Raw genomic sequence first — 16,759 nt, 5'->3', positions numbered from 1 at the left:
TTTATAGCTGGCTAAGACGCTCTTTTGTCGCCGCTAGTACTTGCTCTTGAAACTCTTTTTGCATAAATAATTGCGTAAAGACTGGTTGAATCAACAAGTCTTGCATCACTTCTTGGAAAATTTGTTGATTGCGATAATTGCCAATTCCTTGTTCCAAAAGCTCTTGGGGAATTAAAAGCTTGCTAGTCTGCAAACTTTCTTCTGCTAAAACTAAGCGATAAAGAAAGACCCGCTGATTACTCTCTTGCAACAATTGCGCTTGGACTAACATTAACAACTCTTGATTTTGCAATTTCATAAGGAAATCTGCACCTAAATGAGCAATATCCGTTAATTTTAACTCTAATAACCGTAGCGATTCGTCATTGACTTGAATTTTTTGAACTAAGAAATCAACCACTTCTTGAACTCGTTGACATTTCTCTAAAGAAATCACTTGTTGCTGCCAAACCACCGTGGCTACTTCCAAATGTTGAACATCTATTGCACCGCCAGCTAGTTCCACTAACAAAACGCCCGTTCCAGCGGTTTCTTTACGATTATGCCCTTGCGGCGTGCCACTGTAATAAGCTCGTTCATAAAGCGCATCACCTTTATGAATATGACCTAAAGCCCAATAATCATAAGCTTTTTCTTGCAATTCTGCCACTTGGAAAGGCGCAAAGTGATTAATTCCCACTTCTCCATGGTAAATCCCAATATGATAAGTTGTATTTTGCCGGAGCGGAAATTCTAAGGCTTTTCGCTCGGTAATTTTAGGCTTACAATAACTAAAACCACTAAAACAAACGGTTTCGCCATTAGCTAAGGTAACCGTCGCACTTTTAACTGTTTCTTCCGTAAAAACAAGTGCTTTTTCAGGAAAATTAAACCAGAATTTCCCGACTTCAAAATAATCATGATTTCCAAAAACCACGACTGGCACGATTTCGTGAGCAACTAACTTTTCTAGTCCCTCAACAAATAGCCGTTGCATTTTCAAGGAAATTTGTGGTTGATGAAAATTATCGCCAGCAAAAATCACCACATCAACTTTTTCAGCAATCGCTGTCGTGATAATATTTTCATAAACCGCTTGGTTAGCCGTTGTGATTTCTGCTTGAATCACCGCTGGAAACTCAGAAATCCCCTCAAAGTTTCGGTCTAAATGTAAATCTGCAACATGCAATAAACGCAAAGCAAATCTCCTCCTCGTTGATTTATCGGTAATCACTTATTAAATAAATGATAGCTCTATCTTTATATACGCTTTTTTTTAACTTATTCATTAATAAATACTCAATCTCTTTTATTTTACCATACTCTGATAGCTGGCGTTACTAAATTTCCCGGTAAACTTATGACGTTAAATTACAAAAAAACAGCTAAGTAGCTTTTACCCTACTTAGCTGTTGACAGACTATTTTACATACTATATAAATCTTGCACAGGTTGCATAATGATTTTATTCAAATCATTCATAATCAAACTGAAAGCTTGTTCTTTAGTCATTAACTCATTGATTAATGCTTCACCTTGAACTTTAACCGCCATTTCTTGCGCTCTTTGAGCATCTTCATCGGAAAATTCTTCGCCTTGCATTGTTTTTTCTTGAAACTCTTGTTGCATTTGTTGGAAATCTTTAAATAAAGGATAAGCTGTAGCATCAGCTTTTACATTTTCAAAAGCTTCTTTTAAAGCTAGAAATTCCGGTAAAGAACGAATTTCTCTTTCAATTTGGTTGGCACTGTCATAAATATTCATATTTACAAGTCTCCTTTTATTTTCTTAGCGACCTTACAAATCGCTTTTGCTAAATCTTATTTTACCATTATAGGAAGTTTTTACAATGCTGATTTATTGTCCGTTAATTGAATCCCACCAGTTGCCAATGCCATCGGTTACTGCATCAAAGCCATCTTTAATTTGACCGCCCACTTCTTTAGCGGTTTCGCCAATGTCATTTAAGGTATCTTGCCAACCAGAACTGCCACTATTCTCTGAACTACCTGCATTGTCAGTGACTACTTCAGCAGGTGCTAAAACTTCGCCACCAGTGGCATAAGCGTCGGCGACCGTAAAGGCTTCGTTTTCCACATATGGTAAAATTGCTTCGGCTTCCGCCTTAAATAACGGTCCGACACCGGTACTGCTGGAGCCTTCCAAATAATGATTTTCATCAGTAATTTCAAAACCTAGCCAAGTTGCAATCACAATATTTGGCGTATAACCAACAATCCACTGATCACTAGTTTTACTGCTGTCAAAGCTAGCTTCTTGCGTCCCGGTTTTTCCGGCAACTGTGTAGCCATAAGGTTGTGCTGAAATCCCGGTACCGTTAGAAAAGACTCCCAGCAACATACTTGTCATGCTATTGGCCACTTCTGACGTCGTTACCGCTATCGTTTCTACCTTAGTATTATCGACTAAAACCGCACCAGTAGCATCAACGATTTTCGTAATCAAATGACTTTCTGGCTGCTTCCCTTGATTAGCAAAAACCGTATAAGCGCTGGCCATCGTCCATGGTGAAACGCCTCGCTCCAAGCCACCTAAAGCTAAACCTGGATAATTGTCGGATTGTGCTAACTTAACACCAAATTGACCAGTCTTTTTAAAACCAGTTTCTTCTCCCATTTGATGCAACAACCACACAGCTGGCGCATTTAAACTTTGGGCAACCGCTTGATACATAGGCACTTGACCTGAATAAGTGCCATCATAATTATTTACTTGATAATAATCTTGCGGCTGATCCTCTAAAATACTCGCTGGCGTGTAACCTTTTTCTAAAGCCGCCGTATAAACACTAATCGGCTTCATGACTGACCCCGGTGAGCGCTGGGTATTAGTGGCGTAGTTAAAGCCTTGGAAAACATAATCTCCCCGACCACCAACTAAAGCCGTTACGCCACCGGTTTTAGGATTCATCGCCACCGAACCCGATTGCACCATTTGACCATCTGGCGCATTTCCAGGGAATAAATGATCTTGTAAATAAGTATTTTGCATCGCTGTCTGTTGATTTTGATCTAAAGCCGTATAAATGCGATAGCCTTTATTTAAATCCGAAGCATCTAAATTGTACTTATCCACCGCTTCAGCTAAAACGGCATCAAAATAATAAGGATAGCGGTATTCGCTAGCTTTGGCTTCATAGGTATCATAAAGTAAACTACTTAAATCCACCGTCTGCTCTTGAGCGGCTTGCTCTTCACTAATTTTTTGCGTCTCCACCATCACCGATAACACCGTATCGCGGCGATTATTAGCCGCCTGCGGATCATCAATCGGGTTGTAGAGATTCGGCCCTTTTAGCATACCGATTAAAGAAGCCGCCTGCCCTAAAGAAACTTCATTGGCATTGACTCCATAATATTTACGGGCAGCATCTTGAACGCCCCAGACCCCATTACCAAAATAAGAATTATTCAAATACATCTCTAAAATTTGATCTTTACTATAATGTTTTTCAATTTCAATCGCCATGAACAGCTCTTTGGCTTTACGAGAAAGCTTTTGGTCTTGAGTCAAAAAGGCATTTTTCGCCAGCTGTTGGGTAATCGTACTCCCGCCACCTTGAATACTGCCGGCTTTCACCGTTGAAAGTAGCGCCCGGGCAATCCCTTTCAAGTTATAACCATTATGTTCATAAAAACTCCGGTCCTCAGTAGCAATCACCGCATCCACGATATACGGCGACATCTCCGTCAAACTGGTGTAGGTACCTTTCCCGCTAAGGGCGCCGGCTTCATCACCATCTTTATCATAAAAAATGGTTACTTCTTTCATGCTACTCTCTAAAGTCGATACTTTTACGCTTTTAGCTAAGACATATAAATAAACGCTGCTAACTAATACCACCACTAACATCAGCAAAAGAATCACTTTGTTGATTTGATATTTTTTCCAAATTCGCTTGCGCCAATGATGAAAACGAACTAAATAGGGCTTTAACCACTGCCAAAAATTTTTCAAACCAGTTTTTATTCTGGCAAAAATTTCTCGAAAATCCATTTATTATTTTCTCCAATCTCGAAAATATTGTAAAATATTATTTTTAGTGTACCATAAGAACGTAAGCTTTGTTTTTGCTCTCTCTTATTTTACCTAGTTTACAACAAAAAAGTTAGTAATTTACTAGGAAAATCTTAATAATTGATAAAATTTTAAGATAACAGCCCTATTTCTCATTCAAATTATAAAAAAAGCTTTTACATACACTTATAGATAACTAGCCAAGAAAGGAAAAAGCTATGGAATTTCAGATTACTTTACCACCTCAACAAGAGGAAATTTCACTGCGGGAATTATTAGAAAATGAATGGTTGATTCCCCGAAAAGTCCGCCATTTTTTAAGAGTCCGAAAAAATGTCTTGCTTGCTGGTGAAGCTATCACATTTAGCGATAAAGTACACGCTAACGATACTTTAACGGTTATTTTAGACGATGCTGATTACCAACATCAAGAAGTGCTGCTAGGCAAAGCCAATTTGGTGGAAGTTTTATACGAAGATGAACACCTGATTATCGTTAACAAAACTGCTGGCATGAAAACTCACCCCAACGCCCCTGATGAACAAAATACCTTGCAAAACCATTTAGCTGCTTATTTAGAGCCACAGCAACAACGACCTTTTGTCGTTCACCGCTTAGATAAAGAAACCAGTGGTGCCATTGTTTTTGCAAAAAATCCTTTAATTTTGCCAGTTCTCGGTAGATTATTGGAGAGTAAAGAAATCAAACGCGTCTATCAAGCCATCGTCAGAGGAAAATTAACCAAAGATCAAACTATCACTAGCAAAATCGGCCGTCATCGCCACGATCGCCGTAAACGAGTCATTGATGAAGTCAACGGTCAAACTGCCACCACTCACATTACCGTCGTTAAAGCTGGTAAAAATAGCCAAATCCTTTGTCAGCTGGAAACCGGCAGAACTCACCAAATCCGCGTGCATTTAGCTAGCTTAGGCCACGGCATAATTGGCGATCCCTTATATAATCCTAATTCCAATAGCCCCCGCTTACAGCTCCACGCTTATGAGCTAGGGATGATCCATCCATTTACGAAAGAGGAAATTCATGTATTGGCGGAGCCGGGATTGTGGGAATAGTGTTTAGTTGTTTTTCATTGTCTAAAAATAATATACGCCACTTTCTCGTAATGGGATAGTGGCGTATACTTGTTGTATGTTATGAAAAGAGCCTGCTAAGCAGGTTGGTTTTCATAGCATACAACAAAAAAGACGCTCCGCAAAATAAATTGCGAAACGCCTTGAAAATCGATAATATAAATATTAACGTTTTGAGAACTGAGAAGCTTTACGAGCTTTTTTAAGACCTGGTTCGATTGCTCGAATTTTGAATAAGGTTCAAAAACCTTTAATATCAATGGTTGCAGAGTGATTCACATTTAAAAATCTCATTGCGTTTCAGAAAATTTGAAATCAATGGTGTCAACTTTTTAAACAAAAATACGCGAGCCGAAACAAATACTAGTATTTTCCCAATAGACTTTAATACTTTTTATCCAGATTTGAATTTGATTACTCACTCCTACCTCTTGATCTTCCTAGAATGGCAATACTTTTTTGACAAAAATTATAAGGTGTTGCGAATGCCATGGTGTTATGGTTCCGATTGCTCAAGACATACAGCCTCCTCGGATCTGACTCTCTACGGCAGAAGCCCAATCCATTCATTATGCTACCTCTCCAGAGATATCATATCCGAGCTCAGTATCAAGGATCCGCTTCGCCAATCCCTGTTATCGAAATTGAATCGGTGTTTCATACCCTAGCGTGCCATGCAATCGCAGGTAGTTCCACCAATGCACATGATCAAATAATTCTAGGCGTAGTTGGGCCAATGTCTCAAATTGGTATTGATGCACGAACGCCACTTTAACTGATTTTTACGTTGATTCTGCGACGGTATTATCATACGGACAGCCCTTCTTGCTCAATGAACGCGTGATCGTAAAACCGTTCAGAATCTCGTCAATGGCTTGGTTATCAAATTCCTTTCCACGATCTGTATGAAACAGCTTCACGTCAGTCAATGGATAAGGAATCCGACTAAAGGTTTCTTTTACCCATGCGGCATCTTTTTTCTCACCACAAGAATAACCAATAATTTCTCGATTGAATAAATCAAGAATCAAGCAGATAGAATGCCATTTTTTCCCAACACGAACATAGGTAAAATCCGTGACGATTGCTTCTAATGTTTTTTCTTGTGTAAATGTCCGATTCTGCGCCGACTGTGTAAAGGGCCATATTAAAATGTTTGTCAAATAAATTTAAAAAAAGTACCTATTTCTCTCTAAGAAATAGATACTTTCATAGACTATTTAGTTTTTCTATAGGCGACTAATTCCGTGTTTTCAATATTGAAATTCAAAAACTCCGACATGCGCTTTCCATTAAAATAGTTGTCCACTACTCGGCTTACCGCATTGTGACTGACCAATAATGGTGTTTCATTTTCTTGACTAGTTAATTCTGTTAACAATGGATAAACTCTTCCGGCAACGTCTAAAATGGATTCGCCCTGTTCAAAAGGAAGCGAAAACTCATTTCTACTGTTTTGGAACTCTTTTGTTTGGATGGGCAGACCATCGTATACACCAAAGTCCATTTCCATCAACCGTTTGTCCACTGTAATCGGTAAGCCAAGCTGCTTGGCAACAATTTGAGCTGTCTCCTTCGCTCGAATCAAAGGCGAACAAATTATCTGAGTGATAGGATGCGTTAGTGCTTTGGCCTGTTCAGCTAACAATAAAGCTTGCTTACAGCCTTCTTCTGTCAAAGGAACATCCGCACGTCCGCAAATTCTTTTTTCGATGTTCCATAGCGTTTGTCCGTGCCGCGCCAAATAAATCATTCATTCTCCTCCCCAATAACGATCCGATCATGTAAATCATTCTTTTCAAAATAGGCAATCAATTCTTCTTGTGTAACGTCAAAAACCAGGGATAATCGATTGTTTTTGTTCTTGTAGAAGGAAACAAATTGCGTCCGGTTCGACAGCTCTTCGATTTGAATCTTTTTGAACGCGTGAAAGTCGCCTTCTAGAACACCAAGCTTAATCAAGTGGTCTTTACTGAAGCCTTCCTTCATGAAGCCAAAGAGTAGGATCAGAGTGGCAAAAACAACTAATTTTATCTGATCTGCCAGATGATTTGACCAAAAAATAGTCAATAATAAAGCAGCTAAACCAACAGTGATCAGCTTTTTTATCCAATTACTCTTAGCAGCTAGTACGATCTTTCTTTGTTCCTTATATTGAAGAATCATCAATAAGAATAAGAAACCAGCAATTATTAGCGCCTCTGCCATCCTTGATCACCTTTCCTTTACCATTCCGCTATCGTTCCGTCGTAATTCTTCCATTGAGGATTCGTCCAAACCAGTCCTTCTTGGGCGATCTCTTCAATCTTCTCTTCGTCCATTTCAAGTCCTAAGCCGGGCTTATCTGGCAGGTCGACATAGCCATCCTTATATTGGAAAACTTCTTTATTCTTCACGAAATCTAACAGATCAAAGCCCTTGTTGTAATGAATTCCCAAGCTTTGTTCCTGAATGAACACATTTGGTGTACAGGAATCTACCTGCAGCGTTGCCGCCAGTGCGATTGGCCCATACGGCGCATGGGGCGCAACCGCGATGTCATAGGCTTCTGCCATTGCCGCGATTTTCTTCGTTTCAAGAATTCCTCCACATAAGGCTACATCCGGCTGAATCACATCGATCGCACCTTGATTGAAAATATTTTTGAATTGCCAACGGGTGTATAAACGTTCGCCAGTTGCCAACGGTACGGCAACAGCATTCGCCACCTCTTTAAAGTGTTCTTCATTTTCAGGTAAGACCACTTCTTCTAAGAACATCGGATGATAAGGCTCGAGTGCTTTTGCCAACACCTTAGCCATCGGTTTGTGTACCCGTCCATGAAAGTCGACCCCGATCGACATTTTGCTGCCGAAATGATCATGAATTGATGCAACCCGTTCAACGACTTCTTCGACTTTTTCATAAGAATCAATATAGTGCAGCTCCGAAGTCGCATTCATCTTGATCGCAGTAAATCCGCGATCAAAACGATCCTGTGCTTGCTCCAGTACTTCATTTGGACGGTCACCGCCGATCCAAGAGTACACTTTGATATTATCCCGAGCAGCTCCGCCTAGCAGTTCATAGACAGGGACACCAAAGGCTTTTCCTTTGATATCCCATAGCGCCATCTCGATGCCCGAAACAATCGTTCCATTGATGGGACCGCCGCGGAAAAAGGAACGGTGCATTTCTTGAAATAGGCGTTCAATTTCAAAGGGATTTCTCCCAATCAACCGATTGCCGATTTCATAAGCTCCAGCAACCACTGTTTCCGTCTTAGTTCCCGAGATCATTTCGCCCCAGCCATCGATCCCTTCGTCTGTGCTGACCTTGATAAATATCCAGCGGGGTTTTACTTTATATACTTTAATCTTTGAAATTTTCACGATTGGACTCCCTTTTTTAGTTTGTAGGTGCTTCCTTCATAGTTTCCACATTGATTTTCTTAACGCCTTCGAAGTAATACCAAGCTCCCGCAAAAACCAGCAGTAAGATTGGAATACCAATGATCGGTTTAAAGGTAAAGGCTAAGAAAACTAAGTAGCTTTGGATCATCGCTGTCGCCGCGAAAGAGGAGATCAGCATCGCATTGGCTCCTAATTCGATCCCGACTGATTTAGCGATCGCTGTTAAAATAGGCGCTGTCGCAGTACCACACCATAGTAGTGAAGCAGTCACAACTAACCCAATCACAATGTTCTTAAGTAGATTCCCTCTGGTTAAAGCAACGACCATGGCTACTCGGAAAGGAACAACGGCTAAATCGGCGAATGGCAGTACACGATTTCCTGGCAGTACTAACGCCATAGCGATCGTCAATGGAATAATAATCAAAGCAGTCGTAATAACATCTGGATTTCCAACAACAACAGCTGCATCTAATCCGATAAATAGACGACGGCCTTTGAATTTAGCCTGCGACCATTTTTGCGCCGCATCCGAGATCGGCATCAAGCCTTCCATGAACAAAGAAGTCATCTTAGGAATCAAGACCAATACAGCAGACATGCTTACTCCTAATTGGAATATTTGCGTCACATCAAAGCCTGCTAATACCCCAATTACCAGACCAATAACCAAGCCCATAATCATCGAATCCCCGAAGAAGCCCAAGTATTTTTGTGCATCCTTAATGGTAAAGGTTGATTTGCGGAATAATGGAATCCGATCCAATAACCAATTCAATGGCCAAGCAATAACCAGTGATGATAAGGCTGAGACAGTTGGTAAGGAAACCCCCGGAATTCCGAAGAAGCCCTCCACCATCGGCTGTGACCAGTCGGAAATCTTGAAGGTGATGATAGCCATAACTACGGAAGCACCGACACCCAATAGTACGTTTTTGGTTACAAAGTAGACCATCACTCCGACGATTGCCATATGATGATAATTCCAAATATCCACGTCCAGTGTATTGGTCCGTTTCAGAATTAGTAAGATAATATTCACGATCAAAATTGCAAAGACCAGCAAAGCAATGATTGGCGAAGCCCACGTAACCGCGGCGATTGATCCCCAACCAACATCTAGTGCATCCAATTGAACACCAGTCCGCTCAACCATAGCTTTTGCGGCTGGTCCTACATTAGTCGTCATGAAATCAAGAATCAGCTTAATCCCAGCAAAACCAATCCCTAGCGTCAAACCTGATTTAAACGCTCTGGTGATTTTCAACCCAAAAATCAAGCCGATGACTGTAATAATTACCGGCAGCATAACCGTCGGCCCAGCGGCCATCAGAAAGTTAAAGACACTCATAATTGCTTTCATTTTTGTTCCTCCTCAAAAGGCAGCTTATTTAACATAGTTCAAAATCTCTTCCATCGTTTGTTCCATACCCATACCAATCAGGATCGGCATCCCTTTAACTACGGGAACATCTCCTGTCTGGCCTTCAAACTCGCCAGTGGTGATCAATAAGTCATAGTCCTGGACTTTACTTGGAACTTCCATCAACTTAGTTTGAGTAGTATCAACTTGCACTCCTTGATTAGCTAAATATTCCTTCACTTTCGTCGCAACGACGGTTGATGTCGCGATCCCATTTCCACATGCAATTAAAATTCTTTTCATTGTATATTCCTCCTAATTTTAAGCAACTGCTTGTTCTAAAAGCTTCAGTAATTCTTTATTCGATTTTGTATTGACCATGGCTTTTCTCAAGGGCTCATCCTGAATGATTGAAACGATCTTTTGCAGCATCTCGACCTGACCATGTGGCTCGCCAATCGCCATCATAATCACGATTTGAATCGGCAGCTCTGCCTGTTTCTTCTCCATGTTATGAAACTCGACTGGTTGCTTCAGCGTCGCAATCGCTAGCGTCGTTTTGTTGACCATTTCAAAATTCGCATGAGGGATCGCTATACCAGGCTCTGACGAAGGCAACCCAGTCGGATACTCCTGCTCCCTATCCTGAATCGCTTGGATGTATTCATGCTTTACATAGCCCTTCTCGAATAGCTTCTCAGCCAAGAAGGCCAAAACATCCTCTTTTGTTTTCGCCAACACTTCTCTAAATACTAATTCTTCATGCAAAAACAATTCCATCAAACACCTACTCCTTCCACACTGGAAAGCAATTTCTGCATCGATTCTGCTAATCCAGCACTATCTAAATGCGCTAAATCGCGCTTGTTAAACATGCCTGATCCGAGCCCCAAATAGCTTGCGCCGTTTGAAAGAAAGCTTTGGGCATTTTCGATCGAAATTCCGCCAACCCCCATCAACGGCAGTTTTCCCAATGGCGCTTGAACGTCTTTAAAAAATCGTGGGGTTACCACTGAAGCTGGGAACACCTTGACCATATCCGCGCCTCGATCAAACATCTCATTGATCTCAGAAGGCGTCATCGCTGCCGGCACACTCAACACCTGATGTTGTTTCGCATAATCCAGCATTTCCTGGGTAAAGGCATGAGGTCCTAATAGAAATTGCGCTCCCGCTTGAATCGAATCCTTCACATCCTTGATTGAGCGAACCGTGCCAGCGCCTATATAAATTGAATCCCCATACTTTTCTGTCAGCTGTTGAATCTGCTGCAAGGCATCCGGCGTGTTTAACGTCAGCTCAACCGCGAACTCTTTTTCAAACCCCTTCATGGCTGTTAAAATTGCGTCAGCCTGCTGAAAGGTATAACCGCGCATAATAATCGTAAAGCGTGGGTAATCTGCTCTTTTCATGTCAAACCTCTCTTATCATGTAAATTGTCTAATTAACTGGTAAATTGATTTTGTCTCTTGTTCAGTCAGTAATTTCTGCAAAAAATCCTGATTCGTACTGATATCGGCAATCTGGTTAATCGCTTTCAAATGTTTGGTCAAATCAAGAAAGGATAATGGGAGAATTATTTGGACCCCTCTTCGGTTAGGAAAATCAATCGTTTTTTTACTGATTAATAGACTGATTCCTTCTCTTTGGACCCCATGCTCAACGGTTGTATGAGGGATACAGGTCTTCTCTCCAAAAAATCCCGCATAGTTGGGCTGACGAATCTGCTGCAGACAATCCGCAATAAACTCATCATTGATCACTTGATTATCCACTAATGGTTTACAGGCTAAAACGACAGCATCCTCCCAAGTAATCTCTTCATCAATGACCGTGATATAATTCGGCTTTAAATAATACGTGAGCGAAGGCAATACCTTGGTATTTTCTAGTGGCGAATCTTGTTTTTCCTGCAGAAGAAAATATTGCAGCTCCTCCTTTAGTTCCTTCGAACTGGATACATCGGAGTATTTCTGGATGATTCCCAGCAAACGATCCACCGATTGATCGACCTCATTGATCCCCAGCTCATTTAACACTCGATAACGTAAGCTGATCTGTTCCTTATAGGTCATGATCGGGTCAATGATAAATTGAGGCAGCTCCGTTTCCAGCGGAATCGTGGTAAAAACAAGATCATAATCCACTTCAAATTGATAAAAATCCCGCACTGAAAATGATGATAGAAATTGCAGCTCGGTAAAAAGCTTTTCTAAGCTTTCCCGAATAACCTTTGAAACCATCACACCGTTGGTACAAACAACAACTGCTCTGGGTTTTTGTTTCTTTATCAGATGCTGATTGCTTAACTGAAAACCAAAGTAATAAGAAAGAAGCTCCAATTCATCATTTGGAAAGGCGCGTCTCAACCAATTTTCAGTTGGAACGATCAATTCCTTCATCAAGTCGCTCAAGATAGCATGATTGCTGTCTTGGATCAAACTGTCTAAAGAATACACACCCAAACTCAAGTTATACTTGATCCGGAAACAGGCTGGACGCAAATGATTCAAAATACGTCGTTCAAAGTTTTCACGGTCTTCAATCGTAGTGAATGTTTGACGTTCAAAATTGGAGACCATTTCTCTGATCAATTCTTTCAGCCGACGATCAGAATCGAATTCCTGCGTGGTTTTCTTTTCAAAAATATTTGATATCAAAAACAACAACGTCATCCACTCGAGATAGCCTCTAGAAAGTTGCCATTCAGTTTCCTTGATCAAAACATTCAAAAAACGATATTCCGGAGTGTCTTTTACTTCACCCTCAAAGAAATCCTCTGCTCCCAGTTTACTTTCAACAATGCCTCGGGCTAAAAGCAGCGGCAATGTGGTTTTTAAGTACTCCAGTGATTCATCTGAATAGCTTAGATGCAGCATCTGCTCCATGTTGTGAATCAGATGAATGACTTCCTCTTTTGATATTTCAATGCTTAGTCGTTCAATCAGTTCATCTCGTTTAAAAATCGGATAACGCTTTACCAAATCAGCCAGCAGTTGGAGAACCTTGTGCTCTGAGCCTATGATTTGATAACCTTTTGTACGATCGTACTTAAGTGATAAATAATACTTTTGAATCAGCTGATCGGCTCTTTTTAAATCCTCTGCAACAGTTGTCTTGCCTACAGCCAGAAAATCACTGAGATGATCAACACTTACGTACTCTGTATTCGTAATCAGAAACATCGCAAGCAGCGCGGCTCTTGCCTCATCAGAAGGAACACTCGTTAAATCTTCCGTTTGTTTTTGTTGTGCTGACATCATTTGCAAAATTTCCAGCGGGACATTAAAGTCCCCCGCATGGTTTCGTTCGATACTTGGTATCTTCTGAGTGATCAATTCAGAATTAAATTGATTGATGGCATAATTAATTTGCCTTCTGGTCAATCCAAGCTCTTTTGTCAGTTCAGCCATCTTTATCTCAGGCCGCTTTGCTAGTATGGTCAGAATATTTCGGATCCGTTCATTCATTTTCTTTCCCTCCTGACATCTTCATTATAGCGAGAATCGTGAAGGAACTGTTCTTGTTTTCAAACCTAATTTTGTCACAGCAGCAAAAGGCCTTTGTCACAGTGCAAATATTTCTGAGAAATACAAAAAAATAAACCCTAGTCTCTCTTAAGAAAACCTCAGGAGAGTAACTTCTCCTGAGACCTTTTTATGTAGTACTAGCTGTTTATTGAAATCATTCGCCACTACTTTCGCCCACCTTTGGTTTTCGCCGGTTGCACAAGTCGGACAGAACTTGCCTTTACATCTCAGCGGTACAAATTTGACTTGATGGCATCCCTCGCAAACGAATAAACAATAGCATTTTCTGATATCTCCACAATCACGAAATTTGTTCACTTCAGTTTTGACAATTGGCCGAATTTTTCGATTATACTTTTCCTTGAACTTATCCCAATTGTGGTATTCATCAAAAAAGATAGCTTGAAGAACATTCGTTTTCATGCTTCCATTTTACCGAGTTTCAAACAAAATGAAAAGCATCTGAAGCACTGATAAATCAGTCTTTCAGACGCACTATCTTTTATAAGTTCTTTAAGGAACAAGATATCCAAAAGAAATTCATCTTTCGTCTTATCATTTCGTTGCAGTTCGGAAACAATATTCCCATCTTTCATAAAGAGAATTCGATTGCAAAAACAAGCAGCAAATGGATCATGTGTAACAACCAAAATAGTTGCTTTCAAAGTTCGATTCATTTCATTGAAAGTCTCCATCAAAGTATGTGCAGATATCGAATCTAATGCACCAGTCGGTTCATCAGCTAGAATCAACTGGGCTCCTGCAACTAAAGCTCTGGCACAAGTACAGCGCTGACGTTGACCTCCAGAAACTTCATAAGGAAATTTATCCAGTATATTAGTAATATCCAATCGATCAGAAATCGAATAAATCAATTAATCAACCTTTTGCTTAGGTTTATTTTGAATCACTAATGCGAGAGCAATGTTTTCCCTTAAGGTTAGAGCATCTAGCAAATTATAATTTTGGAAAATAAAACCTAATTTATCCCTTCTGAATTCGGACAACTGATTTTCAGATAACTGATCCAGTCTTTGATCGCCAATTAAGACATAGCCTCCCGTAGATTGGTCGATCGTCCCAATAATATCCAGTAATGTAGATTTTCCACTGCCTGAAGATCCCATGATCCCTGTAAATTCTCCTTGCGAAATTGAAAAACTAACATTGGACAAGACCTGAATAGAACTCCCTACCATATTATATTTTTTTGATACATTGGAAACGACTAATGCATGTGTCACAAAAGGCTCCTCTCTTTCTCAAACGCTACTTATTCTTCATTATATCATCTACAGTTATTGACACGTACATAAACTCATATTGAAAATAACTCTGATCCCTTTTCCAATTATTCAGTACACAGTTTTAAATAAAACAGTGTACTGGAAATGTTGATTTATCAAGGCTAAAATTCTAACCAACTCATGAGTACCTAGTTATGCTAAAATGGACATGTAATCATGTACTCAAAACCGGTTTTTCAGGAGGTAAAAATGAGCAAAAGAGAGAATGTCGAACCGCTCAGATCACAAGAAGAAATTCAAGATTTTTTGTTTTGCTTACGTCGATCACACAATCCCGATCGGGATACTTTTCTTTTTCGGTTAGGCATCAACACTGGCTTAAGAATGTCTGACCTGGTCACATTAAAAGTCAAAGATATTTCTCACTCCATCAATCCAAAAATCCGCGAAAAAAAGACTGGCAAAACTCGTACGCTTTACTTGGCTAACCTGCAGGAGGAAATCTCTATTTATATAGAAGGAAAAAATCAAGACGACTGGTTATTTCCAAGCCGCCAAGGAGAAAATCAACATATTAAAGTCAATACCGTCTACCAGCTGTATCAGCGAGTAGCTGATCAACTTGGTCGCAATGATATTGGGACTCACTCTGTCCGCAAGACCTTTGGCTATCATTACTATCGGAACACACGAGATATTGCAACACTGATGGAAGTATTTAATCATGCTTCGCAGCAGATCACCAAACGTTACATTGGGATCCGAGAAGAAGAAATCGGAGAAACCTTCAAAAGTTTCAAAATCGGGTAATCGATCGCTTTTTCTACAAAATCACCTAGACTACAGTCTTTGATCCTGATTAATTTATGCTTTATGGGCAAAACAGAGCAGCGTTTGGCTTTTTTTGTATCACAGCGCAATTCTAAGACCAGTTAGAGAAAATTTGCTTCAGAGTTTACCTTCTAGGCAATTAAAAAACAAGCCTCCGGTTGGGGGGCTTGCACCTTTTTTACTAATAGAACATCTCCCCAAATCCAGTCGAGATATTATTTCGGAACAGATAAAAGTATCTGACAAAATTTTGCAATATTCCTCTAGTTCACTCTCATTGGACTATCACCTGTACAAACAACTTCCATTACAGAATCTAATGCATGATAAACCATATTTTTCATTGAAACATCAGTGTAATAAGCGCAGTGGGGACAAAACAAAATGGCTGGGTGATCTAACATTTGCTTAAATACATTATCTTCAATTTTCTTACCCTGATAACTTCTTGAAATATATACTTCTTCGTATTCATATACATCCAGCGCTGCTCCGGCTATATGTCCTTGATTTAAAGCATTTAGTAAATCGATGGTGTTTATCAGTGAACCACGAGCAGTATTGATAAGATAAGATCCCTCTTTCATTCTTTTTAAGAACTTTTCATTAAACAGGTGATAGTTTGATTTCTTTCCTGGAATGTGGAGAGTTACAATGTCAGCATCCTTTATTGCATCTTCAATGGATTCTTTGTATTCAAGAAAACTTTCCATATAACTTTTTTTATGGGTAGCGTAAGCAAATACTGTTGCCCCTAAAGCTTTGAATAACTTGGCAACCTCTTCACCAATATGCCCAACCCCAATTACAGCAACATTCATATCCCTTATCAATCGACCTCGAATATTTGGCGCCCAACGAAAATCGAGATTTTTAACATTCTTTTCTATTTGCTTTGAATTTCGGATCAATTGCAGAGCTAGCATAATTGTGAACTCCGCAATTGATTCAGGTGAATAATTGGAAACATTCGTAATAATGATTCCATTTTGTGTAGCTGCTTCTATGTCGAATCCCTCATATCCTACTGTTCGTTGAGCTACTTGTTTTATACCGTAACTTTTCAATTTGGAAAATATTCTGGAATCAAATATCCCTGCCTCCGAAACTGAAATACCGTCGTACCCTTCTACTTCATTCACTGTCTCCAAAGTTAGTTTATATGGTACAGAATCAACTTGAACCCCATTCTCCTCTGACCATTTTGAGACAAACTTTAGACGTTCCTCGTTAACTTCAAAACATAAAATCCGTTTCATATTCTCACACCTGCCTTTCTCTTGAA

Annotated in this window: 15 protein-coding genes and 2 pseudogenes; 2 read left to right on the top strand and 15 right to left on the bottom strand. The window is 40.0% G+C overall.

The window, feature by feature from the left end:
- Nucleotide 1 precedes the first annotated feature (1 nt).
- The 3 genes from M2139_RS02440 to M2139_RS02430 all read right to left on the bottom strand — a co-directional run bounded on the left by M2139_RS02440 (nt 2) and on the right by M2139_RS02430 (nt 3,996).
- Nucleotides 2-1,177, bottom strand: a complete 1,176-nt coding sequence (locus tag M2139_RS02440) for a DNA repair exonuclease (protein ID WP_280737202.1) — start codon at nt 1,175-1,177, stop codon at nt 2-4.
- A gap of 227 nt (nt 1,178-1,404) precedes the next feature.
- A complete protein-coding gene (locus M2139_RS02435; RefSeq protein ID WP_280737201.1) occupies nt 1,405-1,743 on the bottom strand; it encodes a YlbF family regulator in 339 nt (112 codons plus the stop codon).
- A gap of 93 nt (nt 1,744-1,836) precedes the next feature.
- Nucleotides 1,837-3,996, bottom strand: coding sequence for a PBP1A family penicillin-binding protein (locus tag M2139_RS02430; RefSeq protein ID WP_280737200.1), 2,160 nt, complete (start codon nt 3,994-3,996; stop codon nt 1,837-1,839).
- 239 nt (nt 3,997-4,235) lie between these two features.
- Between M2139_RS02430 and M2139_RS02425 the strand changes: the two genes are divergently transcribed.
- Nucleotides 4,236-5,093: an RluA family pseudouridine synthase gene (locus M2139_RS02425; protein ID WP_280737199.1), complete on the top strand. Its 858-nt coding sequence runs from the start codon at nt 4,236-4,238 to the stop codon at nt 5,091-5,093.
- Nucleotides 5,094-5,680: 587 nt separating this feature from the next.
- Here the strand turns inward: M2139_RS02425 and M2139_RS02420 are convergent.
- The 11 genes and pseudogenes from M2139_RS02420 to M2139_RS02370 form a co-directional block, all read right to left on the bottom strand.
- Nucleotides 5,681-6,232, bottom strand: a pseudogene (locus M2139_RS02420) (IS3 family transposase); the annotation flags it as partial.
- A gap of 95 nt (nt 6,233-6,327) precedes the next feature.
- Nucleotides 6,328-6,864 (bottom strand): histidine phosphatase family protein, encoded by a 537-nt coding sequence (locus M2139_RS02415; RefSeq protein ID WP_280737198.1) that lies wholly within the window; start codon nt 6,862-6,864, stop codon nt 6,328-6,330.
- A complete protein-coding gene (locus tag M2139_RS02410; RefSeq protein ID WP_280737197.1) occupies nt 6,861-7,319 on the bottom strand; it encodes a hypothetical protein in 459 nt (152 codons plus the stop codon). Before M2139_RS02410 ends, M2139_RS02415 begins: the two co-directional genes overlap by 4 nt.
- A 17-nt stretch (nt 7,320-7,336) precedes the next feature.
- Nucleotides 7,337-8,482, bottom strand: coding sequence for a galactonate dehydratase (gene dgoD / locus M2139_RS02405; RefSeq protein ID WP_280737196.1), 1,146 nt, complete (start codon nt 8,480-8,482; stop codon nt 7,337-7,339).
- Nucleotides 8,483-8,498: 16 nt separating this feature from the next.
- Nucleotides 8,499-9,866 carry a PTS transporter subunit IIC gene (locus tag M2139_RS02400; RefSeq protein ID WP_280737195.1) on the bottom strand — a complete coding sequence of 456 codons (1,368 nt, stop codon included), beginning with the start codon at nt 9,864-9,866 and terminating at the stop codon, nt 8,499-8,501.
- Nucleotides 9,867-9,890: 24 nt separating this feature from the next.
- Entirely contained in the window at nt 9,891-10,169 is a 279-nt protein-coding gene (locus M2139_RS02395) for a PTS sugar transporter subunit IIB (protein ID WP_280737194.1), read from the bottom strand.
- An 18-nt stretch (nt 10,170-10,187) separates the two neighbouring features.
- Nucleotides 10,188-10,646: a PTS sugar transporter subunit IIA gene (locus M2139_RS02390; protein WP_196004097.1), complete on the bottom strand. Its 459-nt coding sequence runs from the start codon at nt 10,644-10,646 to the stop codon at nt 10,188-10,190.
- Nucleotides 10,646-11,278 carry a bifunctional 4-hydroxy-2-oxoglutarate aldolase/2-dehydro-3-deoxy-phosphogluconate aldolase gene (locus M2139_RS02385; protein ID WP_280737193.1) on the bottom strand — a complete coding sequence of 211 codons (633 nt, stop codon included), beginning with the start codon at nt 11,276-11,278 and terminating at the stop codon, nt 10,646-10,648. Before M2139_RS02385 ends, M2139_RS02390 begins: the two co-directional genes overlap by 1 nt.
- Nucleotides 11,279-11,293: 15 nt before the next feature.
- Nucleotides 11,294-13,336, bottom strand: coding sequence for a PTS sugar transporter subunit IIA (locus tag M2139_RS02380; RefSeq protein ID WP_280737192.1), 2,043 nt, complete (start codon nt 13,334-13,336; stop codon nt 11,294-11,296).
- A 147-nt stretch (nt 13,337-13,483) separates the two neighbouring features.
- A complete protein-coding gene (locus tag M2139_RS02375) occupies nt 13,484-13,819 on the bottom strand; it encodes a transposase zinc-binding domain-containing protein (protein WP_280737191.1) in 336 nt (111 codons plus the stop codon).
- Nucleotides 13,816-14,595, bottom strand: a pseudogene (locus M2139_RS02370) (ABC transporter ATP-binding protein). The gene M2139_RS02375 and the pseudogene M2139_RS02370 overlap by 4 nt, the downstream one beginning before the upstream one ends.
- Before the next feature lie 297 nt (nt 14,596-14,892).
- Here M2139_RS02370 and M2139_RS02365 point away from each other — a divergent pair.
- Nucleotides 14,893-15,453: a tyrosine-type recombinase/integrase gene (locus tag M2139_RS02365; RefSeq protein WP_280737190.1), complete on the top strand. Its 561-nt coding sequence runs from the start codon at nt 14,893-14,895 to the stop codon at nt 15,451-15,453.
- A 284-nt stretch (nt 15,454-15,737) separates the two neighbouring features.
- Here M2139_RS02365 and M2139_RS02360 read toward each other — a convergent pair whose 3' ends face one another.
- Nucleotides 15,738-16,733 carry a D-2-hydroxyacid dehydrogenase gene (locus tag M2139_RS02360; RefSeq protein ID WP_280737189.1) on the bottom strand — a complete coding sequence of 332 codons (996 nt, stop codon included), beginning with the start codon at nt 16,731-16,733 and terminating at the stop codon, nt 15,738-15,740.
- Nucleotides 16,734-16,759: the final 26 nt, after the last annotated feature.

The organism is Enterococcus sp. PF1-24, assembly GCF_029893325.1.
Classification (GTDB): Bacteria; Bacillota; Bacilli; order Lactobacillales; family Enterococcaceae; genus HY326.
This window is presented reverse-complemented; position numbering and strand designations above follow the sequence as displayed.